Origin of the sequence: Streptomyces sp. NBC_00457, assembly GCF_036014015.1 — a bacterium.
Taxonomy (GTDB): domain Bacteria; phylum Actinomycetota; class Actinomycetes; order Streptomycetales; family Streptomycetaceae; genus Streptomyces.
On the sequence record NZ_CP107905.1, the window covers coordinates 5,779,629 to 5,804,132 of the forward strand.

Sequence of the window (24,504 nt, forward strand, 5' to 3'; positions counted from 1 at the left end):
GTGCCGGCCGCACGGCCCCGTTCGGGCCGCACCTGACGACGCCGGGCCTGACCAGGCAGCATCCCACGAGAGGAGCCACACCGTGTCCCAGCCCGCTCCCGCCCGGGAGGGCACCCACGCGGTCTTCGGCAACGGCACCGCGCACAGCCGCGACCAGCACCGCTGCCTAGCCGCCGCCTACGACCCGGTGACCCTGCCGCGCCTGGCCGCCGCCGGTGTCGGCCCGGGCTGGCACTGCCTGGAGGTCGGCGCGGGCGGCGGCAGCATCGCGCGCTGGCTGGCGGGCCGGGTGGCACCGGGCGGCTCGGTGCTCGCCACCGACCTCGACCCGCGCGACCTGACACCCGCCCCGGGCCTGGAGGTCGCCGCCCTTGACGTGGCCCGTGCCCCGCTTCCGGAGGCGGCCTACGACGTGGTGGTGGCCCGCTTGGTCCTGCAGCACGTGCCCACCCGCGACGCCGTCCTGCACAAGCTGGTACGTGCTCTCAAGCCCGGCGGTCTGCTGCAGATCGACGAGCTCGACGCCTCCTACGAGCCACCGCTGCTGACCCCGGACGCGGAGACGGAGGCGCTCTATGTCCGGTTCCTGCGGGCCAAGACGGCCGCGCTGCGCGCCGCCGGCGGCGATCCGCACTGGGGGCGGAAAGTGCCGGCGGCCCTGCGGGCGGCGGGGCTGACCGCCATCGACGTCCACCTCCACATCGGCGTACGGCACGCCCAGGACCCCGGCCTCGGGCTCCAGTTGAACCACACCCGCAACCTCCGGGACCGGCTGATGGAACAGGGCATGACCCGGGAGGACCTGGACCGGGTGGGACGGCTGATGCGGGACCCGGACTTCCGCGCCGCATCCAGCGTCCTGTACTCGGTTCAGGGCCGCCGGCCCGGCCGGGAGCGATCGTGACACCGCGCCTGCGCGCCGCGGCCCGGCCGGCCGTCGCCGCCGCGATCGCCGACCGGCTGCTGCGGCACGCCGCGCCGGGCCCGAGGGTTGCGACCGGCCCAGGCCTGAACGCGGTGCGGTACATCGTCGACTGGGCCGGTCCGGTCGACGCGGACCTGCCGGACGAGCGCGCCGTACAGGCCGCCTGCGGTCTCATGCAGGTTCACGGCCGGGCGACGGGCGGGCCGCTCCCACTGGCCGTCGACTACGCCTCGGTGGTGGCGGGGGTGCTCGCCGCCCAGGGCGCCACCGCTCTCCGTGTCGCGCGGGCCCGCGGCCTGGACCTGTGCGAGGTGCGGACGTCGGTGGCGCAGGGTGCGCTGCTGGCGGTCGGCCAGTACCTCGCCGCCGCGACGGCCCGCGACAACTCCCGCTCGCCCGAGCCGGACGTGCCGGTGGCCCCATCCGACGTACCCCAGGCAGACGGCCTGGCGACCCTGGAGACGTCCGACGACGCCCGAGTAGAGGTCGAGACCCTCGACGCCCTGGCGTGGCGGGAGTTCTGGGTCCGGCTCGGCGTGGTCCCCGCGCTCGCCGGCCGTGGCTGGCTGCCGTTCCAGCAGCGGTTCGCCACCGCCGTCTGCCCGCTGCCCGACGAACTACGCCGGGCCGCCCGCCGCCGCACGCTGGCGGAGCTGCGGGCCGCCGCGCACCGTACCGGCGTCAGCCTCCTCACGGTCGGCTCCGACCCGGCTCCCGCCGTCCGCCCGGCACCTTGGTGCCTCATTCCGGGACCGGCACCGTTCCCCAAGGCCCGGGCGCACCCGGAAACCGCAGGGCCCGGCCCACGCCCGGCGGCCCCTGTCTCCGGTGCCGTCCTGCCGCTGACGGGCCTGCGGGTGGTGGAGTCCACCCGCAGGGTGCAGGGCCCGCTCGCCGGGCACGTCCTGCGGATGCTGGGTGCCGAGGTGGTCCGGATCGAACCGCCCGGCGGCGACCCGATGCGCTGGCTCCCTCCGCTGTCGGGTGACTGCTCGGCCCGGTTCTCGGCTCTCAACGCGGGCAAGCCGGTGGTCGAGGCCGACCTCACCACCGCGCGGGGCCGGGACACGGTTCGCGCGCTGGCCGCCGAGGCCGACGTCTTCCTGCACAACTGGGCCCCCGGGAAAGCCGCGGGGCTCGGCCTGGACGCGTCCGACCTGCTGCCCGGCCACCCAGCCCTCGTATACGCCTGGGCGTCCGGCTTCGGGGACGCCTTCGGCGACCGGCCGCCGCCCCTGGGCACCGACTACCTCGCCCAGGTGCACAGCGGCCTCGCCGCGGCGGTACGGCCGGCGGACCAGCCCCCGGCCCCCTCCCTGATGACCCTCACCGACGTGCTCGGCGGGCTGGTGTGCGCCCTGGGGGTGCTGGCCGCGCTGGCCGCTCGGGAGGCGACAGGCCGGGGCAGCCGCGTCGACTCCTCCTTGGTCTCGGCGGCCGCTCTCGTCCCCCGTCCCCCGCACCGGGTCCGCTGGACGGCGCTGGACCGGCCGCTGCGCACGGCGGACGGCCATCTGTGCCTCGGTCCCGAGGCCCGGGCGCGCCCCGAGGCGGTGCTCCGCCTGCTGGACGGCGCCGGCCCCATGGCCGCCGAGGACCTCGCGGCCCGCGTCGCCCGCCGCACCACCGAGGAGTGGACGGCACGGCTGGCCGAGGCCGGTCTGACCGCGACCCCCGTACGCACCGACCTGGCGGCTCTGGCCCGCGACCCGGCCTTCCGGGCAGCCGTGGCACCGCCCGACCCGGTCACCGGCCACGCACGCCCTTACGCTCCCTGGGAGTTCGCATGACGGCCGCCCCCGCGACCCGGCACCGTACCGCCCCACCCGCGACTCGGGACGGGCAACCGGTGTGGACCTCACGCGCCGGAGTGCCCTTCCCGGATCTGGTGCCCCGCGCCCGACGACGTGCCTGGGTGACGGCGGGCCTGTGCCCGGACACCGACCTCTACGCACTGTTCACCGGCCGGGTCCGCGAACACCCGGACCGCCAGGCGCTGGTGGACGACACGGGAGTGCTGTCCTACGCGGCGCTGGACGCCGAAGTCCGCCGGATCGCCGCCCTGTTCGCCCAGGAGGACCTGGGAGACGGGGACGTCGTGGCGCTCCTGCTGCCCAACGGACGCGACGCCGTGGCCGCGGAACTCGCCGTCTACGCGATCGGCTCGGTGGCCCTCCCCATCCCCGCGGGCGGCGACGACCGGGACGTCCGGGCGCTGCTCGCCCGCTCGCGGGCCCGGGGCGCCGTCCTCGCATCGGCCCGCCGGGCACAGGCCGTCGCGGATCTTCCGCACCTGCGCACCGTGTTCACCTCAGGCTCGGGCGACGGACGGACGCACGGACTGAACTCCCTGCCCACCCCGGCCCGGCATCCCTGGCGGCCGCGGCAGGCCGACCCGTACGGGCCCGCCCGCATCCTGGTGTCGTCCGGTTCCGAAGCCGAGCCGAAGATGGTCGCCTACAGCCATCACGCCCTGGCCGGCGGCCGTGCGCGGTACGTCCGGAGCCTGCACCCCGACACCACGCTGCCGCCCCGCCACCTGGTCCTCGTCCCGCTGGCCTCATCTTTCGGTTCCCTGGGCACACCGGTCACCCTCGCCGCCCTCGGCGGCACCCTCATCGTCCAGTCGGCCTTCGACCCGGCCGGAGCGCTGCGGACGGTCACCGAGCATCGTCCGACCCACCTCTTCGCGGTGCCCACCATGCTCCGGCGCATCGCCGACCTCCCGGCGCGGCCGGACGAGGACACATCGTCGTTGCGTGCTGTCGTCTCCAGCGGCGCCCCTCTGCCGGCGGCCACCGCCCAGGCATGCCGTGAACGGTTCGGCCGCACGGTGGTGACCGTGTACGGCTCGTCGGACGGCGTGAACTGCCACACGGCCGGAGAACGTCACCCGCCGGGCGACAGCGCCGGCACTCCGGACCCTGCGGTGGCCCGCATCCGGATCACCGGACCCGACGGCGCGCCGCTCCCCACCGGGCGGACCGGTCAGATCGAGGCCTTGGGCCCCATGACGCCGCTGTGCTACGTCAACGCGCCCGAACTGGACGCCCGTTACCGCACCTCCGACGGCTGGGTGCGCACAGGCGACCTCGGCCGGCTGGACGAGCGCGGAAGGCTGCACGTCCTGGGCCGGCTCAAACGCATCGCCCTGCGCGGCGGTCTCAACATCAGTCTCGCCGAGGTCGAACGCGAACTGGGCACCCATCCAGCGGTGGCCGAAGCGGTCTGCGTCCCGGTGCCCGACCCGGACCTCGGGGAACGACTGTGCGCCTGCATCCGCCCGGCCCCGGGCACACCCGTTCCCACACTGTCCGACCTGGCGACCCACTTGGAGCGCCGTGGCCTGGCCCGCCGCAAACACCCCGAACGTCTCCTGGTGGTGGACGAGATGCCCCTCGGCCACAGCGGGAAGGTCTGCTACCGCACCCTGATGTCCCGAGCGACCGCACGCTCAGCCCGGGAAAGACCGCAGAGCTCTCGCGAGGCTGACGAGAGCAGCCGGGGCAGATCCCCCGGACTGCCACCTGCGGAGCCGGCGTAAGGGACTTCTCGGCAGGTGGGATGCCCACCACCGCGGGCCGGATTCGTCGCCGTCGACCTGTATGACGGCTGCTTCCTCTACGACTTCACCGTCCGCCGGATGCGGCCGTTGACTGGACGAGAGTCGGCCGGGCCATGCCGTTGTGGTTCGTGTGACGGGGCGAGCGACGAGGTCAGCGTGTCGCGGCGAGGCCGACTCGCGGGGAGCGGCGTCGAGATCCGTCGGTCATCAGGGACATAAGTGGGGTTCGAACCCGCACATCTCATGTCGCCCGTTCATTCACCCTCTGACCTGCGATAAGGCAGAGCGGTTACGTGCCCCCAACGGGATTCGAACCCGTGCTACCGCCTTGAAAGGGCGGCGTCCTAGGCCGCTAGACGATGAGGGCTATCGGCCCGCCTGGGCGCCTCTCAGCGCGTCGGGGACGAGAGAAGCATATGGGATGGCGGGAGGTATCGCCAAAACGGTTTACGGGGACGTGGTCGCGGGGGTGGGGGAGGGCGACGGGGACGGTGTCGGGGTGGGTGACGGGGCGGCTCCCGGCTGGTTCTCCTCCGGGAGGTGGCGAGCCACCTCCGCCGTCGTCAGGCCCAGGCCGCCCAGTCTGATCTCGTCCCAGGCCTGGAGGCGGCGGGTGTCGCGGTCGAAGTAGAGGATCGACGTCTCGATCGGGTCGGGGTACTTGCCCTCGATCGCGCGCAGGCCGCTGCCGCCAGTGGAGCCCTCGATGCGCAGACGGGTGCCGAACGGCATGACCTCCATCTCGGAGTGGTGGAGGTGGCCCGCCAGGACCAGCGGCACCTGGCCGTCCGTCTCGCGGGCCGCGGACGGCTCATGGGCCATGGCCACGTCGACCGGTTTTCCGGCGGCCTTCTGGTCGCGCAGGGCGGAGGCCAGCCGGGCGCCCGCCAGTTCCTGCGACTGCTCGGCGCCCACCTCGTTCGTGCGGTCGGGGGTGAACTGGGGATCGCCGATGCCCGCGAAGCGCAGGCCCGCGACGGACACCGCGCGGCCGTCGTCGAGGACGTGGACGTTCTTCATGCGCTCCAGATACTGCTGCGTGATCATGGAGTCGTGGTTGCCCCGGACCCAGACGTACGGGGCGCCCAGATCCTCGATCGGGTCCAGGAAGCCGTTCTCGGCTGCCGTGCCGTGGTCCATCGTGTCGCCGGAGTCGACGATCACGTTCACCTCGTACTGCTCCACCAGCGACGCGATGATCTTCCAGCTCGCCGGGTTGAGATGGATGTCCGAGACGTGCAGGACCCGGATCGTGGTCGGGTCGGGCTGGTAGGCCGGGAGCGTGGACGTGGCGTCGTACAGCTTCGTCACGTTGGTGACGAGGCGTGCCAACTCCTTCTGGTAGACGTCGAATTCGGTGACGATGCTGCGTGCGTCGCCGACCAGGGAGGGTGCGGAGGAGAGCAGGCCGGAGAATTTGGGCTCGAGGACCGAGTTCGGGTTCCAGGTGGCGAAGGCCGTGCCGCCGGACGCGGCGAGGAGGGTGAGGGCGAGGCCGCCGGCGGCGAGGGCGCGGCGGGGGCGGCGGTAGACCGCGAGGCCGAGGGCGGTGGCGCCGGCGACAACCGCGACACAGGAGCGTACGGCGAGGTCGAGCGTGCCGTGGCCGACGTCCTCGGCGACTTCGTCCTGGAGGCCGGAGAGGCGTTCGGGGTGGTCGACGAGGGCCTGCGAGCGGGCCGGGTCGAGCTGGTCGACGTTCACGTCCAGGCGGACCGGGGCGACATGGCTGTCCAGTTCCAGCGCGCCGAGCGGCGAGACGTTGATCTTCGTGCCGCCGGCCAGTGAGGGGCGCAGCGTCATGGTGGTGTCCATGGGCCCGACGGGAACCCGGACGTTCCCGACGATCAGCAGGCCCAGCCAGGCGCCCAGCAGCACGACCGCGACCAGCCCCAGGGCGCGGGTCCAGGGGTGGGGCTGGGGGACGAGTTCGACGGCGGGGTGCGGGCGGCGGGAGCGGTAGCGGCGGGCGAGCGCACGCGATGCCCGGCGTACGCGGTTCAGGGCGGCGACGTTGGGGACGCGGGCGGCCATTGGTCCCGTATGCCCAAGTCCGGTAGCGGATATGCGGGGCGGCGGTGACTCTCACACCGTCGCAGTGACTCTCCTACGACCGTTCCGTACCGGACAATGGCCCTGTGCTGGAGATGACACGCGAGGAGTTCGAGGAACTGGTCGCCGAGGCGCTGGACCGAATCCCGCCGGAGCTGACGCGGCTGATGGACAACGTCGCGGTGTTCGTCGAGGACGAACCGCCCGCGGACGATCCCGAGCTCCTCGGCCTGTACGAGGGGACTCCGCTGACCGATCGCGGGGAGTGGTACGCCGGGGTGCTGCCGGACCGGATCACGATCTACCGGGGGCCGACGCTGCGGATGTGCGAGTCGCGGGCGGAGGTCGTGGAGGAGACCGAGGTGACGGTGGTGCATGAGATCGCGCATCACTTCGGGATCGACGACGCCCGGCTGCACGCGCTGGGCTACGGCTGAGGCGCCGTTCGTCCGATGTGACGCGTCACGTGTCGTCTGGCGCGTGTCCTCTTGTGGGCGGCGGGAGTTGGGCAGGTTGACTTCTTCGCCCTCCCCGGAGGTGGCTGCCCGTGCGCCCCTTGTACGTACCCGTTCGCCTGGCCGCCACGGTCGTGGCCGTCGCCGCTGCCGCCGGCTGTATGAGCGTGGGTGACGACGGGCCGGGCGGGAGCGCCAAGCCGTCCCATTCCGCCGGGCAGCGGGGTGGTGAGGCGCCCGACGGGGGATCGGCCGTGTCGGGCGGTGGCTCCGGGTACGGGGCGGCGACGGGCGGCAAGCGGGACGGGAAGGGCGACGGGAAGAAGCGGGACGGCAAGGGCAAGGGCAAGGCGGGGGAGAAGTCCGGGGGGCCTTCGGCTCCGGCTTCCGCGCCCGGGAGCGGGGCTCCCTCGGCGCCGGTGCATCCGGGTGGGCCCGGCGGGACGGGCGGGGCGGGCGAGCCCGTGCCGACCAAGCCGCAGCCGACGCCTACGCGGACGGTCGCGCCGGAGCCGACGCCCACGCCGCCGTCGCCCACCGTCTCGCCGGATCCGACCGTCGCCGAGCCGTCGTCGTCGGCGCATGGCGAGACGGCACCGCAGCTGGCCCAGCGGGAGCCGGCGCCGACCGCGGGGTCACCGGCGTGAGGTGTGACCTGTCTCTCGGGGATGCGGTTTGCCAGGGGGGCCGGTGGGTGCGTATGGTTATAGATCGTTTGAATCATTTGCCCGGCGCCATAGAAGAGCGCGCCGTGTGGCGCGTTCTCTCCCTTGCCGTGGCTGACCGCATAGAGGCGGTCGTATTGCGAAATCACGGAGTTGACGGGCGCGTGCCGACGAGACTCCGGAAGGTTTCGCATTCGCATGTCCATTTCCAGTACTGATCACGTCGTCGTGCCCGAGAACGGGGACGAGACCGTAGCGACCGTTGAGGCTCCCGAGCTCAGCTTCGCGGACCTCGGTCTCCCCGAGGGCGTCGTGCGCAAGCTCGCGCAGAACGGCGTGACCAGCCCCTTCCCGATCCAGGCCGCGACCATCCCGGACGCCCTGGCCGGCAAGGACATCCTCGGCCGTGGCCGCACCGGCTCCGGCAAGACCCTCTCCTTCGGCCTGCCGATGCTCACGCAGCTCTCCGGCGGCCACACCGAGAAGAAGAAGCCCCGCGGCATCATCCTCACGCCGACGCGTGAGCTCGCGATGCAGGTCGCGGACGCCCTCCAGCCGTACGGCGACGTGCTCGGCCTGAAGATGAAGGTCGTCTGCGGCGGTACGTCGATGGGCAACCAGATCTACGCCCTGGAGCGCGGTGTCGACGTCCTCGTCGCCACCCCGGGCCGGCTGCGCGACATCATCAACCGCGGCGCCTGCTCCCTGGAGAACGTCCAGGTCGCGGTCCTCGACGAGGCCGACCAGATGTCCGACCTGGGCTTCCTGCCCGAGGTCACCGAGCTGCTCGACCAGATCCCGGGCGGCGGCCAGCGCATGCTGTTCTCGGCCACGATGGAGAACGAGATCTCCACGCTGGTCAAGCGCTACCTGACCAACCCGGTCACGCACGAGGTCGACAGCGCCCAGGGCAACGTCACGACGATGTCCCACCACATCCTCGTCGTGAAGCCCAAGGACAAGGCGCCGGTCACGGCCGCGATCGCCTCCCGCAAGGGCCGCACGATCATCTTCGTCCGTACGCAGCTGGGCGCCGACCGTATCGCCGAGCAGCTCCGTGACGCGGGCGTGAAGGCCGACGCGCTGCACGGCGGTATGACGCAGGGCGCGCGGACGCGGACGCTGGCCGACTTCAAGGAGGGTTACGTCAACGCGCTCGTCGCCACCGACGTCGCCGCCCGCGGTATCCACGTCGACGGCATCGACCTCGTCCTGAACGTCGACCCCGCCGGTGACCACAAGGACTACCTGCACCGCGCGGGCCGTACCGCCCGAGCCGGCCGCACCGGCACGGTCGTCTCCCTCTCGCTCCCGCACCAGCGCCGCCAGATCTTCCGGCTGATGGAGGACGCGGGCGTCGACGCCGGCCGTCACATCATCAACTCCGGTACGGCGTTCGAGCCCGAGGTCGCCGAGATCACCGGCGCCCGTTCGATGACCGAGGTCCAGGCCGAGTCCGCGGGTAACGCCGCGCAGCAGGCCGAGCGTGAGGTCACCCACCTCAGCAAGCAGCTTGAGCGTGCGCAGCGGCGCGCGACCGAGCTGCGCGAGGAGGCCGACCGCCTGGTCGCCCGGGCCGCCCGCGAGCGCGGCGAGGACCCGGAGACCGCTGTCGCCGAGGCGCAGGCCGCGGTCGTGGAGGCCGCGCTTGAGGCGTCCGTCCCCGAGCAGCCGGTCGCCCAGGATGTGGACCGGGCCGAGGCTCCGGCGCCGTACGAGCGTCGTGAGCGCCGGGACAACGACCGGGGTGGCTTCCGTCGCGACGAGCGTCGTGACAACGACCGTGGCGGTTTCCGCCGTGACGACCGTCGGGATGACCGTGGTGGTCGTTCGTTCGAGCGTCGTGACAATGACCGTGGTGGGTTCCGTCGCGATGACCGTCGGGATGACCGTGGTGGTCGTTCGTTCGAGCGTCGTGACAATGACCGTGGTGGGTTCCGTCGCGACGACCGCCCGGCCGACCGGGGCGGCCGTTCCTTCGAGCGTCGTGACAACGACCGTGGTGGGTTCCGTCGCGATGACCGTCGGGATGACCGTGGTGGTCGTTCGTTCGAGCGTCGTGACAACGACCGCGGCGGTTTCCGTCGCGACGACCGTCCGGCCGACCGTCCTGCCGACCGCCCGGCGGGCCGTTCCTTCGAGCGTCGTGACGACCGTGGTGGTCACCGCGGCAGCGACCGCCCCTTCAACCGCGACCGCCAGGGCGACCGCCCGGGCTTCCGCTCCGGCGGCCACGAGCGCCCCTACGGCCGCCGTGACGACCACCGCGGCGGCAGCACCGGTACCGGCACCGGCTCCTTCGGCCGCCGGGACGACAAGCCGCGCTGGAAGCGCAACGGCTGACGCCGACTGACGTGAGAAGGGCCCGTACGACTTCGGTCGTGCGGGCCCTTCCGCCGTTTCCGCCCGCGTAACCGGGCGGCCCGAAATCTCTCACCTCGAGACTGTGAAGTCCCTGTAAGATCAGCCGACTTGAGAGGCGGATGCGACGGCCGGGGGGCCTGGTTATCGAGAAGCGGTGTGCGTCCCGCCTCACGTTTCGGGGAGGGACTCCTTGGCTCGTCATGCCTACGCACGCCTGCGCGTGCTCGCCGCCTCCGCCGTACTGGCGGCCGGGCTGGCACCGCTGCTGCCGTCGACCGCGGTCGCGGATGTGCCGCAGGAGACGGTGGTGCCGGCGAGGCTGCGCGGCACGTACACCTCGGGCTGGCTCTACACGAGTTCGACCTATGCCGGGCGCGACGGCGCCGGTGCGCAGGGCGTGTTCCACAGCCTGGAGGGCTCCGGGCTGGTCTGGACGCGGTACTCGGACGGCACCTCGGTGAAGGTGGTCCACCCGACTGGCTACAGCTACTACCAGGCGACCGGCGGTGACGTGCTCGCCTACCGGTACGCCGACGGCCGGGTCGACCTGTGGAACGCCGCCGACAACACCACCCGTACGATCCGGACGCCGGAGGGGCTGACGCTGCTCGCCGTCTACGCCGATCTGGCGATCGCGTACCGGGAGGTGACGGACGAGAACGGCACGACGACCGACCGGGAGATGCACCTGCTGCTCCCGCAGGACGACGGCAGCACACGCGACGTGCCGGTGACCGGGGTGCCCGGCGGGTACAGCCTCGCGCAGGCCCAAGGCGGCGACGCGGACGCGCTGCTGTTCCTCGCCGGCCAGTCGGGTGGGCCCTACGCGTCGGTCATGGTCGACCGGCACACGGGACGGGTGCAGAGCTGGACTCCGCCCGTCTCCAAGATCTACCGCAACGCGCAGGTCACGGCCGACCATGTCGTCCTCTTCAACAGGAACGAGCCCACGGTTCAGGTGTACTCCCGCACCGATCTGTCCGCCGCCCCGGTCGCCGTCACGCTGGACGGCGGCGGCACGAGCCCCGCGCTCGGCCTCGCGGTCGTCGGTGACTGGCTGCTGACCCAACCCGGCACGGCGGTGATGGCCAAGCCGATCGCCGGCGGTCCCTCGAAGACTCTGCTGCCCGTCTCGGAGCCCGGTATCTCCGCCGCCCCCGACGGCGGCGCCTTAGCGGTGGGCCGCACCGGTGCCGCCCGGGACGACTGGGGCGTCCAGCGCATCCAGCCGGGGCCGGCCGGCGAGCCGACGGTCGCCCAGCTCAAGGCGCTGCCGAAACCGCCGTACAAGATCCAGGGTCTGTCGCTGGACCAGGGCCGGTTCGTCGTCGCGGACTACGGGACCAGTTATGAGACCCGGGGCGAGCGCATCACTCATACCCGGACGGTCGCCGCGGCCGGTACACCCAAGTTCGGTGAGTCGTCTCGGTTTCTCGGTATGGCGTCCAGCCTCGCCAACTGCCCGGCGGACGACTCCTCCTGCGCCCCGATCCGCGGTACGGCCGACGGGCGGGTCGCCTGGCTGACTCATGTGTCGGCGGACACCGACCGGGTCGCCGTCGCGAGTTCCGGCAGGTACTGGGAACACGACCTTCCCCGGGGCGGCCGGATCACCGATGTCTCGAGCCGGTATCTGATCCACACGGCCGCGGCCCAGCAGTCCGTATACGAGATTGATGGGAACCAAAGGCCGGTCGTCACGCGCACCCCAGGTGCCGCCGCTCTGGACGGCGACACCCTGTGGACGGCGGACGAGCACAGCTTCACGGCCCACGACCTCGCGGAGGAGACCTCTGTCGGTTTCGCGATGGACGCCGGCTGTGACCCGACCGACCTCCAGGCCAACGGCCGCTACCTCTACTGGACCTGTGGCAGCAGGGCCGGCGTCTACGACCGTACGGCGAAGAAGTCCGTCGCCGTGCCGGTCGGCGAGGCCAAGCTCGGTGACGGGTATGTCGTCACGCACGACAAGCAGGCCGGCAAGCTGACGCTCACCACGGTGGCGAACGGGGCGCCCGCGAGCCGGGTCATCGGGGAGCTGCCCGACACCGGCGTCTCGCAGCGGGACGTGCGCTGGACGGTGGACGAGTCCGGCGGGAACGCCGCCTATGTGGACGCCAAGGAGCAGGTGCACCTCGTCCCGTCCGGTGTGCCGCAGCAGCCGTTGCGGCCGCTGGCGCCGGTGGTGAAGGCAGCGAAGGTCGAGGTGAGTGAGGAGGACGAGTTCTACCCCACCCTTACCACGGCACTGCTGTCGAAGCCGGCCGCGGGCTGGGTGCTGACGGTGCGCGACAAGGCGACCGGCAAGGTCGTCGACAACACGGACGGCGGCGCGGTGCGCGGCGAACTGAAGGTCGGCTGGGACGGCCGCGGCGCGCACGGGCTTCTCCCCAGCGGCCCGTACGACTGGACGCTGTCGGTCACGCCTGCCGACGGCGTGGGCGCTCCGCTGTCGATCCAGGGCACGGTCCGGCTGCTGAAGGGCCGAGTGGTGCACCGCGACTACGTCGGCCTCGGTGACGGCACGGGTGACCTGCTCACCTTCAAGGGCGGCGAGATGACCTTCCACGGCGGGGGCGACGGCACGGTCCGCACGTCCCTGATTGGCGACGGATGGAACTCACCGGCGTACAGAGCGGTGCCCCTCGGAGATCTGAACGGCGACAACTGCAACGACGTCCTGCTCAAGACGGGCGGCGGCGCCCTGCACCTGTACAAGCCGCGCTGCGATGCCCCGCTGCGGCCGTCGACGTCGCACACGACGCTCGGCACCAGCGGCTGGAACCAGTACGACGTGCTGACCGCACCCGGGGACCTCACCAAGGACGGCCGACCCGACCTGATCGCCCGCCACGCTGCCACCGGCGCGGTCTATCTCTACAAGGGCACCAGCACAGGCAAGCTGGCCTCCCGGATCAAGCTCGTCGACAACTGGAAGACGTACAAGAAGGTCGTGGGCGCCGGTGATCTGAACGGTGACGGGATCGGCGATCTGCTCGCGCAGGACAAGGCGAACAACCTGTACCGCTACTACGGCGCCGGCAACGGCCGCTTCGGCACCCGGGTGCGGATCGCCACCGGGTGGGGAGCCTCGTACAACGCGGTGATCGGTGTCGGGGACATCACCGGCGACGGGAAGAGCGACCTGGTGATGCGGGACACGGCCGGGAACCTGTACCGCCAGACCGGGACCGGCAAGGGGTCGTTCGCCGCGCGCGTGAAGATCGGGACCGGGTGGCAGCACTACAAGGGCCTTTACTAGAGGGCCAATTTCTAGCCAAGTTGTGACGTGTGTCATGCCCCCGGCGAGGGAATCGCTGGGGGCATGACAGATGACGCCAAAGTGAGTGGGCTGTCTGACGAAGAGCGATTGGCCCAGCTCGGCTATACGCAGGTCCTTGCCCGCCGCATGTCGGCGTTCTCCAACTACGCGGTCTCCTTCACGATCATCTCGGTCCTGTCGGGATGTCTGACGCTGTATCTGTTCGGCATGAACACCGGCGGTCCCGCCGTGATCACCTGGGGCTGGGTCGCGGTCGGACTGATGACGCTGTTCGTGGGCCTGGCGATGGCCGAGATCTGCTCGGCGTATCCGACGTCGGCGGGCCTGTACTTCTGGGCCCACCGGCTCGCGCCCCCGCGTACGGCCGCCGCCTGGGCCTGGTTCACGGGCTGGTTCAACGTGCTCGGCCAGGTCGCGGTGACCGCGGGCATCGACTTCGGGGCGGCGTCCTTCCTCGGCGCGTATCTGAACCTGCAGTTTGACTTCGAGGTGACTCCCGGCCGCACGATCCTCCTCTTCGCGGGAATCCTGGTGCTGCACGGCCTGCTGAACACCTTCGGGGTGCGGGTGGTGGGCCTGCTCAACAGCGTGAGCGTGTGGTGGCACGTGCTCGGTGTGGCGGTGATCGTCGGCGCGCTCACCTTCTCCCCGGACCAGCACCAGTCCGCGTCCTTCGTGTTCGGCGAGTTCGTGAACAACACGGGCTGGGGCAGCAGCGTGTACGTCGTCGCGCTCGGCCTGCTCATGGCCCAGTACACCTTCACCGGCTACGACGCCTCCGCCCACATGACGGAGGAGACGCACGACGCGTCGACGGCGGGCCCGAAGGGGATCGTGCGGTCCATCTGGACGTCATGGATAGCCGGGTTCGTGCTGCTGCTGGGCTTCACTTTCGCCATCCAGTCGTACGAGGGTGCCCTCACGTCCCCGACGGGCGCACCGCCCGCGCAGATCCTGCTCGACGCGCTGGGCGCGACGGCGGGCAAGCTGCTGCTCCTGGTCGTGATCGGGGCGCAGCTGTTCTGCGGGATGGCGTCGGTGACGGCCAACAGCCGGATGATCTACGCGTTCTCCCGGGACGGCGCGCTGCCCTTCTCCCACGTCTGGCACACGGTGAACCCGCGCACCCGCACCCCCGTCGCGGCCGTGTGGCTGGCGGCGCTGGGCGCGCTGGTGCTCGGGCTGCCGTATCTGATCAATGTCACGGCCTACGCGGCGGTGACGTCGATCGCCGTGATCGGCCTGTACATCGCCTACGCCATCCCGACGCTGCTGCGGCTGCGGAAGGGCGAGGACTTCGAACGCGGGCCGTGGCACCTGGGGCGCTGGTCGCGGCCGATCGGCGTGGTGGCGGTGGTGTGGGTCGGCGTGATCACCGTCCTCTTCATGCTGCCGCAGGTCTCCCCGGTCACCTCGGAGACCTTCAACTACGCTCCGGTCGCCGTCCTCGTCGTCCTCGGCTTCGCCGCGACCTGGTGGCTGGCCTCGGCCCGGCACTGGTTCCTCAACCCCGACCACGAACGGACCATCGCCCGCGAGGCGTCCCGCAAGGGCACGCCCGAACCGGTCGATCCGTAACACCCTAGGACACTCCCGGCCCGCTCCGCCGGCGCGGCACGGCCGGGACCCCGATACCCGATCGGAGTCCCGCCCGTGTCCGGCTATGCTCGGGGAGGCAACATCGCCTGGGCCCTTAGCTCAATTGGCAGAGCAGTGGACTTTTAATCCATTGGTTGTGGGTTCGAGTCCCACAGGGCCTACGACAGAGCCCCAGTTCAGACCACATCTGAACTGGGGCTCACGGCGTTTGATCAAGAGCGTCCGCCGCGGCTGCCATGAGGGGTTCCGCGGCCTCCTCGGTCGTGTCGGGCGGCACGACCAGCAGGTCCCAGCGTCCTTGGCCGGGTGAGAGCAGGACGATGGTGTGGGCGGCGGATGCCGTGGGGGTCCGGCGCAGTCGTACGACCTGGTTGGAGACGAGCATCCGGCCGGGCACCGCGGACCATGTCGCCCCGTTGACGGTGACGCTGGTGATGTGACCCCACGCGCGCGGCAACCCGGCCAGCAGCCAGGGGAGTTCGGCGAGCAGGTCGTACGAACGGGGCCACCACGCTCCGTCGATGGGGCGGGGCATGCGGCCGTGGGGTGCCAGGCGCAGGCGCAGGAGGGGTTGGGAGGGAATCGGGGGTTGCATGGCGGTGGTCACTGAAGCTCCTGTCGATCGCCGTGCGGAGGACGAGGCGGGTGCTCGATGTCAGGTGCGGCGGAGGAGGCGGGTGCTCGGTGTCGGGGTGGTGGAGGGGGCGAGTGCTCGGTGTCAGGTGCGGTGGGCGGCGACGCGGGCCTGGGTGGGCCAGCGCACGTCGTACACCCAGCCGAGGCGTTCGAGGAGGCGGATGACGGCGGCCGACGGGTCGAGCTGGCCGCGGTCGACGCCGTGGCGGGCGCTGGTGGGGTCGGCGTGGTGGAGGTTGTGCCAGCTCTCGCCGAAGGAGAGCAGGGCGAGCGGCCACAGGTTGGTGGCCCGGTCGTGGCGCCGGGTGCGGAACGGGCGGTCGCCGATCATGTGGCAGAGGGAGTTCACGCTCCAGGTGACGTGGTGGAGCAGCGCGATGCGCACAAGTCCCGCCCACAGCAAGGCGGTTACGCCGTGCAGCCACGTACCTCTGATGAGCCGGCCCGCGGTGAAGGGCAGAGCCAGCGTGAGGACGCACAGCTCCGGGAAGGCGCGAGCGACACGGCGGATGTCGGGGTCTGCCAGCAGATCGGGGGCGTAACGGTCGGGCGGCGTACGGTCGTTGCGGAACAGCCAGCCGACGTGCGCGTGCAGCAGTCCGCGCAACTGGCCGCGTAGATGCGTGCCGTATCGGTACGGCGAGTGCGGGTCCCCCGGCCGGTCGGTGAAGGCGTGATGGCGGCGGTGGGTGGCGACCCAGGTGATCACGTCGCCCTGGAAGCTCAACGACCCGGCCACCGCTAGCGCGATGCGCACGGGGCGGACGGCCCGGTAGCTGCCGTGGGTGAGACCGCGGTGGAAGCCGACGGTGACGCCCAGACCCGTGACCGTGTAGAGGACGAGCGCGAGCACGATGTCGGCGGGGTGGACGAGGCTGCCCCACAGCAGCCAGCCGGCGAGGCCGATCGCCAGAACGGCAGGACGACGATCACCGCCGTCACCGTGACGTAGAGACGTTCACCGCCGTCACGCGGGGGCGCCGGGCCGTCCGGCGGGAAGGGGGACGTACCGTCGTAGTCCTGTGGTGGGGCGGGGGCCGATGGTGAGGCGGTCGTGGGCGTGGTCGGACTGCGTGGCACACGTGGCTCCTCGGCTGGATGCGGATGGCGCGGCCGGGGGTCACGGGCTGCCCTGAGGACGCGTGACGGCTGTAGAAGGGAATGTGGTCCGGTGGACTCACCGGACCATGAGATGACGGGCCGGAGCCGGTCCGAATTCCGCTATGTGAAAGGCCCTCGGGTTCTCACCGTACTCCTGCCCGTGTAACAACCGCGTCTGCTCACCGGCGGCATCGCGTTGACACGGGCCGACCCCGGACGTTGACTGGCGGCACGGCTCAGAGCCATGCCGCTGAAGGAAATCCGGCACAACACACAGGAAAGCGGCACTTGATGATGTACGACCAGACACGCGCCCAACAGTCCGCGGACCAGCCCCGTGGCGACACAGGACGCCGCGCGTCCGGCCCGGCACCGCTGTTCCCGCCGGGCGAGCGGGACAAGATCGTCCGGCGTCTCGGGCGGGCCGTCAACACGTTCCCCGACGCTCCGCGTGATTCGCTGGAGGAAGCCGAGGGCGCCTTCGACGAGGCCACCGCCCAGCTCATGGAGGCCCTCGCCGAACAGCGGCGTATCCTCCGCGCGGGCTGGCAGGACCAGGACCCCGAAGGCCAGGACGCCGAAAAGGAATCCGCCGAACTCCACCTCGCGCTGAGGCAGTACCGGGAGATCACCCAGCGCCTGCTCCGCCTCTGAACGACGAACGACGCAGGTCGTTCTCGGCGCGAGCTGAACCCCGGAACCCCGCCTACGGCAGGTAGGCGGGGGATCAGTGCTGCCTGATGGTCGTTGAGGAGCCCGGAGCGGATCAGGGCGGCGATGCTCGAACAGCAGCGCATCGTGCTGGTCACGGACGTGCCCGCGGTGGCCCGGCCCATCTCCGCGAAGCGGGACATCGTGAAGGACGTCGTTCTGCGGGAGTACTTCGAGGTGGTGGCGGACGAGCGGGTCCGCGGGCGGCGGGTCACGGTGTACGAGCGGCGTGACCAGGAGTCGTAGCCGGAAGCACCTCAAGGAAGCACCTCAAGAAACCACCCCAAGAAGCACCCCAGTGCCTCCAGGTCCCCCCGCGGTCCTCCCCCGCATCGAGGGTGTGCCCGATGGGGTCCGGATCCGGTCCTGAAGTCACTGGGATGCTGTGATCCAACTGTCGCCCGTGCTGGTCAGTCGCGTCTTTAGCAGCCCGTGCCGAGATCCTTGGCATTCTGTGCGCGTTCCCGGGCCTCACTCGGGGAGACTCCGTAGGCCGCGCGGAAGGCCCGGCTGAAGTCGGCCGGGTTGCGGAATCCCCAGCGGGCCGCGGTCTCGCCGATGGTGCGGTGGCGGAGGGCGGGGTCGGTCAGATCGGCGTGGCTGCGTTGCAGGCGGCGACGCCGGACCGTGGCGGCCACGGGTTCCGGTGCGTCGCGGAACAGGGTGTGCAGGGTGCGTACGGAGATGTGGTGGTGGGCGGCGATGGCCGCCGGGCGGAGCCACGGGTCGGCCAGGTTGTGGTCGATGAAGGCGTTGATGCGGGCGAGCAGCGCGGCCCTACGGGTCTCGACGGGCAGCGCGTCCTGCTCGCCGAGCCGCGCGGCCAGCAAGGAGGCGGCCAGGTCGACGGCGACGGAGCCGAGCCGGGCCAGCTCCGCCGGGCCGCAGTTGCGGGCGGCGTCCGGCAGGCCCGTGAGATACGGGGCGAGCAGCGCCGCGGAACCGGTCCCGGTGGGCAGCGGCTCGGCCAGCAGCCGGTCCGCCCGGCCGTCGGCCAGGGGCAGCGCGGTACGCGGCAGCCGCAGCACCGTCATCCGACACCGCTGCTCGGGGTCGTGGAAATCGCTGATCAGCGGGCGGGAACTCGAGTACAGGGTCATTTCGCCGGAGCCGAGGCAGGCGACGTTCCTGGACTGTTCCAGCCGTATGGAGCTGCGACCCCCGACGAGGATCATGAAGTAGTCCTCGGGATCCTGGCGGCGGATCTGGGCCAGGGAACGGCGGGCGGTCATCGGGGAGAACGTGAAGGTCGTGACCTGGCTGCGCGGCAGCATCCCCACGGCTTCCAGTCGGCCCTCGAAGCGGGGCGCGTGCGCGCTGCTGATCGACACCGGCATCAGCTCGTCGACAACCTCGGCCCACCAGCTGAACCGGTCCGGCTCCGGCACGGAGTCGGACCCCATCGTCAGGAACGAGTCATCGGGGCCGTCGGGGATGTCGGCGATGGACATGGAGTCGATACTGCCCGCCGCGGACGTCATCCGAGAAGGGCGCCCGTAAGGCTCCCCCAGTAGCGCCGTCAGCCCGTCCTCAGCCCGCCGTACGCTCCGTCAGCTCGCCCAGCGGCAGGGTGTGCTGGGTCTGGAGCACCTTCGCCCGCAGGTAGCGGACGTTGTGGGCGGTGGTGAACACACCGGTCGGCACGCGGTCGCGGACGCTGATGCCGAGGTCCCGCAACTGGCCGGCCTTGTCCGGGTTGTTGGAGAGCAGGTCGAGCTCGCCGATGCCGAGGCCGGCCAGCATCTGCGCGGCCGCCGTGTAGTCGCGGGCGTCCTCGGGCAGGCCCAGCGCGGTGTTCGCCGCGTAGGTGTCGAGTCCCTGGTCCTGAAGGGCGTACGCGTCGAGCTTGTTGTAGAGGCCGATGCCGCGGCCTTCCTGGCGGAGGTAGAGCAGGACGCCGCCGCGGTCGGCGATCCGCTCGACGGCCTCGCGCAGCTGCGGGCCGCAGTCGCAGCGGGCCGAGCCGAAGACATCGCCGGTGAGGCACTCGGAGTGCAGGCGCACCAAGGGGACGGGCCCCGGGTCGCCGAGGACGACGGCCACATGCTCCTGGCCGTCGGTCAGTCCGTGGAAGGTGACCAGTTCGGCATCGACGCTGTAGCCGTCTCCGAAGCGCAGCGGCACGCGGACGCGGGAGCGCTGGGTGGCGGCGGGGAAGTCGGTCATGCGGGTACTCCGGTCCTCGGGCACGCTGCTTCAGATTTGAAGCAGATCCTCGATCCCGGACATTACCCCATGCTTCAATTTTGAAGCAACGGATTTGTGACCCGCGTCATCAACAGGGCTTGGCCGACCGCCGCCGCCACGGCACGTCATCGGGCGCCGCCTGCGCCGCGTCCCCCTCGAACCCCTCGGCGATCGTGCCGAAGATCTCCTCCATCTGCCCGACCTGCTCCGGGGTCAGCCGGTCGAACAGCAGTGCCCGTACGGTCTCCACATGCCCCGGCGCCGCCCGCTCCAGGACCGTCATCCCCTCGTCCGTCAGCGCCGCGATGCTGCCGCGCTTGTCCCAGCGACAGTTCTCGCGCCCCACCAGCCCGTCCTTCTCCAGGCGTGTCACGGCATACGTCAGCCGGCTGCGGGTGATCTTCAGCCGCGCCGCGAGGTCGGTCATACGCAGCTTGCGCTCCGGGGCCTCGGACAGGACGGAGAGGATGGAGTAGTACATGTGCGGCATGCCGGCTTCCTGCTGGAGTTGCCGGTCGAGCGCGTCCTCCACCAGGAGGACGGCGCCGATGTACGCGCGCCAGGCGCGCTGCTCCTCGGGGGTGAGCCAGCGGGTCGTCATGCAACCAGTGTAGGTTTGTTTCAAACTTGAACCAAGCCCGACTTGAACCAAGCCCGCCCGTCGCCGAGGTGGAGTACGCAGATGCCCTTCCCCTACGTCCTGCTGTCCGCCGCCGTCTCCCTCGACGGCTACCTGGACGACACCGGCCCCGACCGCCTGCTCCTGTCCAGCCCGGCCGACTTCGACCGCGTCGACGAGGTACGGGCCTCCGTCGACGCCATCCTCGTCGGCGCCGGCACCATCCGCGCCGACAACCCCCGCCTCCTGGTGAACTCCCCCGAGCGCCGAACGGCACGAGAGGCCGCGGGCAAGCCCGCCTACCCCCTCAAGGTCACGGTAAGCGGCTCCGGCGACCTCGACCCGGCGGCGAAGTTCTGGCACACAGGAGGCGACAAGGTCGTCTATACGACGGACCGGGGCGCCCAGCGCCTCCACGCGACGCCGGTCGACGCCGACGTCGTCCCGCTGGGCCCGGAACTGGACTGGCGCCGGCTGCTGGAACACCTGCACGAGGTGCGCGGCGTGCGGCGCCTCATGGTCGAGGGCGGCGGGCTCATCCACACCCAGCTGCTCCAGCGGGGGCTGGCCGACGAGGTGCAGCTGGTCCTGGCGCCGCTGTTCGTGGGCGACCCGAAGGCGCCGCGGCTGTTCGGCCCCGGCGGATACCAGGGCGGCCGCCTCCGCCTGCTGGAGACACGGCGGATCGAGGACGTCGTGCTCATGCGCTACGAGCCCACCGCACCCGGCGCCGGCCCGCTGGACTCCGCCGCCGACCACCACTGGCTCGCCCTGGCCTGCGAACTGGCCACGCAGTGCCCTCCCTCGCGGACCGCGTTCAGCGTGGGCGCGGTCGTGGTCGCGGCCGACGGGACCGAGCTGGCGCGGGGCCACTCCCGCGAGGGCGGCGACCTCGTCGTCCACGCCGAGGAGGCCGCGCTGGCGAAGCTCGACCCGACCGACCCCCGGCTGGCCACCGCCACGGTGTACAGCAGCCTGGAACCATGCGCCCACCGCGCATCCCGCCCCGCGCCGTGCGCCCGGCTGATTCTGGACGCCGGAGTACGGCGCGTGGTGACGGCGTGGCGCGAGCCGGACACCTTCGTGGTGGCCGCCGACGGCAGCGGGATGCTGGAAGCGGCCGGCGTGGACGTCGTCGTACTGCCGGAGTACGAGGAACGCGCGAAGGCACCGAACCGTCATCTGTCGGCATGACGGACCGGCCTCAACTCCCCTTCGGCCCATCAGATCCTGCGCCCCGTCGCCGTACCGGGCACGCTGCGAATGAGCGGGTGTGGATCACGGTACGGAGGCGGCGATGGGGTCGGTGCGCAGACGGACGACGGCTTTGCTGATCCCGCCCCTGGCCGCGGCGCTCCTCGCCTCCTGCGGGACGGACGACGGTTCGCGCACCATGGCCCGCACCCTCCCGTCGGACGCCGAGTTCACCCACCCCGGCGTCCTCGTCGGCAAGGACCAGCTGGACGCCGTACGAGAGAACGTCCTGGCGGGCAGGCAGCCGTGGCTGAAGGCGTTCCTCGACATGCGGGACAGCAGATACGGGGCGTACAAGTACCGGGCCGAGCCGTACCGGACCGTGAACTGCCCGGCCGGTGCCATGGCGGGCCGGGGCTGCATCCAGGAGCGTACGGACGCCATCGCCGCCTACACCCAGGCCCTGCTGTTCACGGTCACCGGCAAGCGGCAGCACGCCGTCAAGGCCCGGGAGATCATGGACGGCTGGTCGGCGAAGCTGAAGCGGCACACCGGGCAGAACGCCGGACTCCAGGCGGCCTGGGCCGGATCGACCTGGGCGCGGGCCGCCGAGATCGTGCGGCACACACCCGGCGCCGACTGGCCCGCCGACCGCGTACAGCGCTTCGAGACCATGCTCCGCACCGTCTACCTCCCCCGCGTCACCCGCCGGGTCCTGGACGTCAACGGAAACCGGGATCTCGCCTCGACCGACGCGGCCATCGGGATCGCCGTCTTCCTCGACGACCACAAGACCTTCAATCACGCCCTGCGACGCTTCCGCGACCGTGTCCCCGCCTACTTCTACCTGCGCAAGGACGGCCGCCACCCGCTCACCGCGCCCGGCTCCGGCATGGACACCCCGCAGCGGCTGCGGTCGTACTGGTTCCAGCAGTCGACGTACAAGGACGGCGTCACCCAGGAGACCTGCCGTGACTTCGAGCACGTCGGCCACTCCCTCGCCGCCACCGCCCACATCGCCGAGACGGCCTGGCACCAGGGCGTCGACCTGTACGGCGAGGTCAAGGACCGGCTCAAGGCCGCCCTGTCCCTCCACGCCCGGCACCAGCTGGGCGAGCCCGCGCCTGCCTGGCTGTGCGGCGGCAAGGTCTCCAGAACCATGGGCCCCGACCTGGAAGTCGTACTGAACCATCTGGAAGACCGGCTTCACGTCACCGTCCCCGCCGCCCGCACACTCGCCGAGCGCACCCGCCCGGCCGGTACCGACGGGCTCTTCGTCGCCTGGGAGACGCTCACCCACGCGCGCAAACCCGCAGGGTGAATCAACGTGTGGTCATGGGTGTCCCGCGGATGGCGTAGACTAGTGAACACAACGACGCGGGGTGGAGCAGCTCGGTAGCTCGCTGGGCTCATAACCCAGAGGTCGCAGGTTCAAATCCTGTCCCCGCTACCAAAAATGCAGTTCAAGAGGCTCTTCGGATTTGTCCGAAGAGCCTCTTGCTGTGTTCGGGACTGTCCAAAGGTCCGCCTGATTCTGGCGAGGATGCCCCGAGGTTCACGCTGGGGAGGGTCCCCTCCTGAGGCTCTGCTTGCTGCCCGGCGCGGGGCGTTCACACGGCTGTCCGGCGGAGCCGGGGAATGCGAACAACTGCCCTACATGTCACCGGTTGTGGTGATCGTCGTGCGAATGGCGGTGAAACTGCTGCCAACGCCCGAGCAGGCGTCGGCCCTTCAGGCGACCCTGCATGCCTGCAACCGGGCAGCCACATACGCCTCGCAGGTTGCCTTCGCCAAGAACCTCAAGGACCGCAACCGCCTGCAGAAAGAGGTGTACACGACTCTGAAGGCCAACCTGCGGGCCGGGAACCTCGGCCCGCCCACCTCCAGGCGGCACCGCAAGGCTGTCAGTACTCCGATGTTCTTCCGCCCGGAGGCGGCCCAGCCGTTCGACGACCGTTGCCTGTCCTGGCAGTACGACGCACGCACCGTCTCCATCTGGACCGTGGACGGGCGGATGAGGGGTATCCGCTTCGCCTGTTCGCCCGACCAGCTCAAGATCCTTGTGGCCTGCCGCAGGGGCGAGAGCGATCTCGTCCGGCGTGGCGGGAAGTGGTTCCTGATCGCCACCTGCGACATTCCGGATCCCGAGGAGTACGAGCCGGTCGGCTGGATCGGCGTGGACCGGGGCATCGTGAACCTGGCCACCACCTCCTCGGCCTGTCCGGCGACGGACCGGCCCAGTTCGTCAGCCGCCTCCAGGCGACCTTGTTCTCGTGGTTCCGGGCGCACCCGGTCGGCGACCGTGCGCTGGGCGGGCTGCTGGTGATGGACGAGGCGCAGAACTTCGTGCCGTCCGGTGCGGCGAATCCGAGTACGGAGAGCACGGTCGAACTCATCCGCCAGATACGGAAATACGGACTCGGGATGGTCCTCAATACGGACTCGGGATGGTCCTCGCCTCGCAGACGCCCAGGGGGATCCACAATCAGGCGCTGGGCAACACGGTGAACCAGTTCATCGGCCGCCTTACCGTTCCCGCTCAGATCAACGCCGTCGAGACCATGGCGGAGGCGCGCAACGCGACCCTCGACAACCTCGGTGGTCTTCGGAGCGGCCAGTTCAACGCCGCGACCGAGGGGACCGGCTTCAGCAAGACCGAGGTGCCTATCTGCCTCAGTCACCACGATGTGCCGCTCACGGAGGACGAGATCGTCGAGCGCGCGCGCCGCGGGCTCGATCGTCGTCACCCCGCGTGAGTGGACGGCCTCGTTCCGGTAACAACTGACGCAACGTCAGAACTGATGTGACTGCTGAGTTGCTGCCGCGGCGTGGTCAACTCGCCCGATTTTCACCGGTCATGGCCTGTACGTCCTGCGCAAAAACGTTAACGATCAAGCGGAACCGCTTGGAATCCGGCCCCCGCGTCTATTAACGTTCGATAACGCAGCGCGGTCGTCCCAGCCGTCACAAGAGTCGGCTCCGTGCGCACGCGCCGAATTCCGCAAGGGAACCGGGGAACCACCACCTTGGGGTGAATCGCGCGGATGCCACCGTGGAAGCACGGAGGGTATACGCGCGTAGGAGACCTTCCTGCTCCGAACCCGTCAGCTAACCCGGTAGGCGAGAAGGAAGGAAAGGAGTACGCCTA

The 24,504-nt window shown here is 71.0% G+C and carries 19 protein-coding genes, 3 tRNA genes, 1 pseudogene and 1 riboswitch; of the genes and pseudogenes, 16 read left to right on the top strand and 7 right to left on the bottom strand.

The genetic code is table 11. From position 1 onward, the window contains the following. Positions 1-82: 82 nt before the first annotated feature. The 3 genes from OG828_RS26350 to OG828_RS26360 are packed head-to-tail and all read left to right on the top strand — an operon-like array spanning position 83 to position 4,469. On the top strand, positions 83-904 hold the full coding sequence (locus tag OG828_RS26350; protein WP_328439889.1) for a class I SAM-dependent methyltransferase: 822 nt from the start codon (positions 83-85) through the stop codon (positions 902-904). Then, positions 901-2,715, top strand: a complete 1,815-nt coding sequence (locus OG828_RS26355) for a CoA transferase (protein ID WP_328439890.1) — start codon at positions 901-903, stop codon at positions 2,713-2,715. Before OG828_RS26350 ends, OG828_RS26355 begins: the two co-directional genes overlap by 4 nt. Next, positions 2,712-4,469, top strand: coding sequence for a class I adenylate-forming enzyme family protein (locus tag OG828_RS26360; protein ID WP_328439891.1), 1,758 nt, complete (start codon positions 2,712-2,714; stop codon positions 4,467-4,469). Before OG828_RS26355 ends, OG828_RS26360 begins: the two co-directional genes overlap by 4 nt. A 315-nt stretch (positions 4,470-4,784) precedes the next feature. On the opposite strand, the gene OG828_RS26365 is transcribed toward OG828_RS26360, so the two are convergent. Together OG828_RS26365 and OG828_RS26370 are read right to left on the bottom strand one after the other, a co-directional pair. After that, positions 4,785-4,857: transfer RNA gene (locus tag OG828_RS26365), tRNA-Glu, on the bottom strand. An 80-nt stretch (positions 4,858-4,937) separates the two neighbouring features. After that, complete coding sequence (locus OG828_RS26370; RefSeq protein ID WP_328439892.1) at positions 4,938-6,524, bottom strand: metallophosphoesterase family protein; 1,587 nt, start codon at positions 6,522-6,524, stop codon at positions 4,938-4,940. 104 nt (positions 6,525-6,628) lie between these two features. Between OG828_RS26370 and OG828_RS26375 the strand changes: the two genes are divergently transcribed. From OG828_RS26375 to OG828_RS26400, 6 genes are all read left to right on the top strand, one after another. Further along, complete coding sequence (locus OG828_RS26375) at positions 6,629-6,979, top strand: metallopeptidase family protein (RefSeq protein ID WP_210582374.1); 351 nt, start codon at positions 6,629-6,631, stop codon at positions 6,977-6,979. Between the two features lie 110 nt (positions 6,980-7,089). After that, on the top strand, positions 7,090-7,644 hold the full coding sequence (locus tag OG828_RS26380) for a hypothetical protein (protein ID WP_328502504.1): 555 nt from the start codon (positions 7,090-7,092) through the stop codon (positions 7,642-7,644). 216 nt (positions 7,645-7,860) lie between these two features. After that, on the top strand, positions 7,861-10,005 hold the full coding sequence (locus OG828_RS26385) for a DEAD/DEAH box helicase (protein WP_328502505.1): 2,145 nt from the start codon (positions 7,861-7,863) through the stop codon (positions 10,003-10,005). Positions 10,006-10,216: 211 nt separating this feature from the next. Next, entirely contained in the window at positions 10,217-13,288 is a 3,072-nt protein-coding gene (locus OG828_RS26390; RefSeq protein WP_328502506.1) for an FG-GAP repeat domain-containing protein, read from the top strand. A gap of 63 nt (positions 13,289-13,351) precedes the next feature. Beyond that, positions 13,352-14,887: an amino acid permease gene (locus OG828_RS26395; protein WP_328502507.1), complete on the top strand. Its 1,536-nt coding sequence runs from the start codon at positions 13,352-13,354 to the stop codon at positions 14,885-14,887. Between the two features lie 109 nt (positions 14,888-14,996). Then, a tRNA-Lys gene (locus tag OG828_RS26400) sits at positions 14,997-15,069 on the top strand. Between the two features lie 38 nt (positions 15,070-15,107). Here the strand turns inward: OG828_RS26400 and OG828_RS26405 are convergent. Together OG828_RS26405 and OG828_RS26410 are read right to left on the bottom strand one after the other, a co-directional pair. Further along, complete coding sequence (locus OG828_RS26405; protein WP_328439896.1) at positions 15,108-15,515, bottom strand: DUF5994 family protein; 408 nt, start codon at positions 15,513-15,515, stop codon at positions 15,108-15,110. Positions 15,516-15,626: 111 nt separating this feature from the next. Further along, a pseudogene (locus tag OG828_RS26410) lies at positions 15,627-16,624 on the bottom strand (acyl-CoA desaturase). A gap of 312 nt (positions 16,625-16,936) precedes the next feature. Here OG828_RS26410 and OG828_RS26415 point away from each other — a divergent pair. Together OG828_RS26415 and OG828_RS26420 are read left to right on the top strand one after the other, a co-directional pair. After that, entirely contained in the window at positions 16,937-17,299 is a 363-nt protein-coding gene (locus tag OG828_RS26415) for a hypothetical protein (RefSeq protein ID WP_328361839.1), read from the top strand. A 123-nt stretch (positions 17,300-17,422) separates the two neighbouring features. Next, positions 17,423-17,602, top strand: a complete 180-nt coding sequence (locus tag OG828_RS26420; RefSeq protein ID WP_328439898.1) for a hypothetical protein — start codon at positions 17,423-17,425, stop codon at positions 17,600-17,602. A gap of 176 nt (positions 17,603-17,778) precedes the next feature. Here the strand turns inward: OG828_RS26420 and OG828_RS26425 are convergent, their stop codons facing one another. The 3 genes from OG828_RS26425 to OG828_RS26435 form a co-directional block, all read right to left on the bottom strand. Continuing rightward, positions 17,779-18,807 (bottom strand): helix-turn-helix domain-containing protein, encoded by a 1,029-nt coding sequence (locus tag OG828_RS26425; RefSeq protein WP_328502508.1) that lies wholly within the window; start codon positions 18,805-18,807, stop codon positions 17,779-17,781. A 79-nt stretch (positions 18,808-18,886) separates the two neighbouring features. After that, on the bottom strand, positions 18,887-19,522 hold the full coding sequence (locus tag OG828_RS26430; protein ID WP_328439900.1) for a GTP cyclohydrolase II: 636 nt from the start codon (positions 19,520-19,522) through the stop codon (positions 18,887-18,889). 109 nt (positions 19,523-19,631) lie between these two features. Then, positions 19,632-20,144, bottom strand: a complete 513-nt coding sequence (locus tag OG828_RS26435; protein ID WP_328361849.1) for a MarR family winged helix-turn-helix transcriptional regulator — start codon at positions 20,142-20,144, stop codon at positions 19,632-19,634. 81 nt (positions 20,145-20,225) lie between these two features. On the opposite strand from OG828_RS26435, the gene OG828_RS26440 reads away from it, so the two are divergent. From OG828_RS26440 to OG828_RS26460, 5 genes are all read left to right on the top strand, one after another. Continuing rightward, on the top strand, positions 20,226-21,356 hold the full coding sequence (locus OG828_RS26440; RefSeq protein ID WP_328502509.1) for a dihydrofolate reductase family protein: 1,131 nt from the start codon (positions 20,226-20,228) through the stop codon (positions 21,354-21,356). A 199-nt stretch (positions 21,357-21,555) separates the two neighbouring features. After that, complete coding sequence (locus OG828_RS26445; RefSeq protein WP_443062516.1) at positions 21,556-22,677, top strand: alginate lyase family protein; 1,122 nt, start codon at positions 21,556-21,558, stop codon at positions 22,675-22,677. Positions 22,678-22,732: 55 nt separating this feature from the next. After that, positions 22,733-22,809, top strand: a tRNA-Met gene (locus tag OG828_RS26450). A gap of 234 nt (positions 22,810-23,043) precedes the next feature. Beyond that, complete coding sequence (locus tag OG828_RS26455; RefSeq protein WP_328502511.1) at positions 23,044-23,682, top strand: hypothetical protein; 639 nt, start codon at positions 23,044-23,046, stop codon at positions 23,680-23,682. Positions 23,683-23,803: 121 nt separating this feature from the next. Further along, positions 23,804-24,112 (top strand): hypothetical protein, encoded by a 309-nt coding sequence (locus tag OG828_RS26460; protein WP_328361864.1) that lies wholly within the window; start codon positions 23,804-23,806, stop codon positions 24,110-24,112. Positions 24,113-24,336: 224 nt separating this feature from the next. Beyond that, positions 24,337-24,494, top strand: a riboswitch (cyclic di-AMP (ydaO/yuaA leader). Positions 24,495-24,504 lie beyond the last annotated feature (10 nt).

Coding starts and splice junctions, on each gene's coding strand:
- OG828_RS26360 (WP_328439891.1), top strand. CDS start 2,712: ATGACGGCCGCCCCCGCGACCCGGCACCGTACCGCCCCACCCGCGACT.
- OG828_RS26370 (WP_328439892.1), bottom strand. CDS start 6,524: ATGGCCGCCCGCGTCCCCAACGTCGCCGCCCTGAACCGCGTACGCCGG.
- OG828_RS26385 (WP_328502505.1), top strand. CDS start 7,861: ATGTCCATTTCCAGTACTGATCACGTCGTCGTGCCCGAGAACGGGGAC.
- OG828_RS26395 (WP_328502507.1), top strand. CDS start 13,352: ATGACAGATGACGCCAAAGTGAGTGGGCTGTCTGACGAAGAGCGATTG.
- OG828_RS26415 (WP_328361839.1), top strand. CDS start 16,937: ATGATGTACGACCAGACACGCGCCCAACAGTCCGCGGACCAGCCCCGT.
- OG828_RS26420 (WP_328439898.1), top strand. CDS start 17,423: ATGCTCGAACAGCAGCGCATCGTGCTGGTCACGGACGTGCCCGCGGTG.
- OG828_RS26425 (WP_328502508.1), bottom strand. CDS start 18,807: ATGTCCATCGCCGACATCCCCGACGGCCCCGATGACTCGTTCCTGACG.
- OG828_RS26430 (WP_328439900.1), bottom strand. CDS start 19,522: ATGACCGACTTCCCCGCCGCCACCCAGCGCTCCCGCGTCCGCGTGCCG.
- OG828_RS26435 (WP_328361849.1), bottom strand. CDS start 20,144: ATGACGACCCGCTGGCTCACCCCCGAGGAGCAGCGCGCCTGGCGCGCG.
- OG828_RS26440 (WP_328502509.1), top strand. CDS start 20,226: ATGCCCTTCCCCTACGTCCTGCTGTCCGCCGCCGTCTCCCTCGACGGC.
- OG828_RS26445 (WP_443062516.1), top strand. CDS start 21,556: ATGGCCCGCACCCTCCCGTCGGACGCCGAGTTCACCCACCCCGGCGTC.
- OG828_RS26455 (WP_328502511.1), top strand. CDS start 23,044: ATGGCGGTGAAACTGCTGCCAACGCCCGAGCAGGCGTCGGCCCTTCAG.
- OG828_RS26460 (WP_328361864.1), top strand. CDS start 23,804: ATGGTCCTCGCCTCGCAGACGCCCAGGGGGATCCACAATCAGGCGCTG.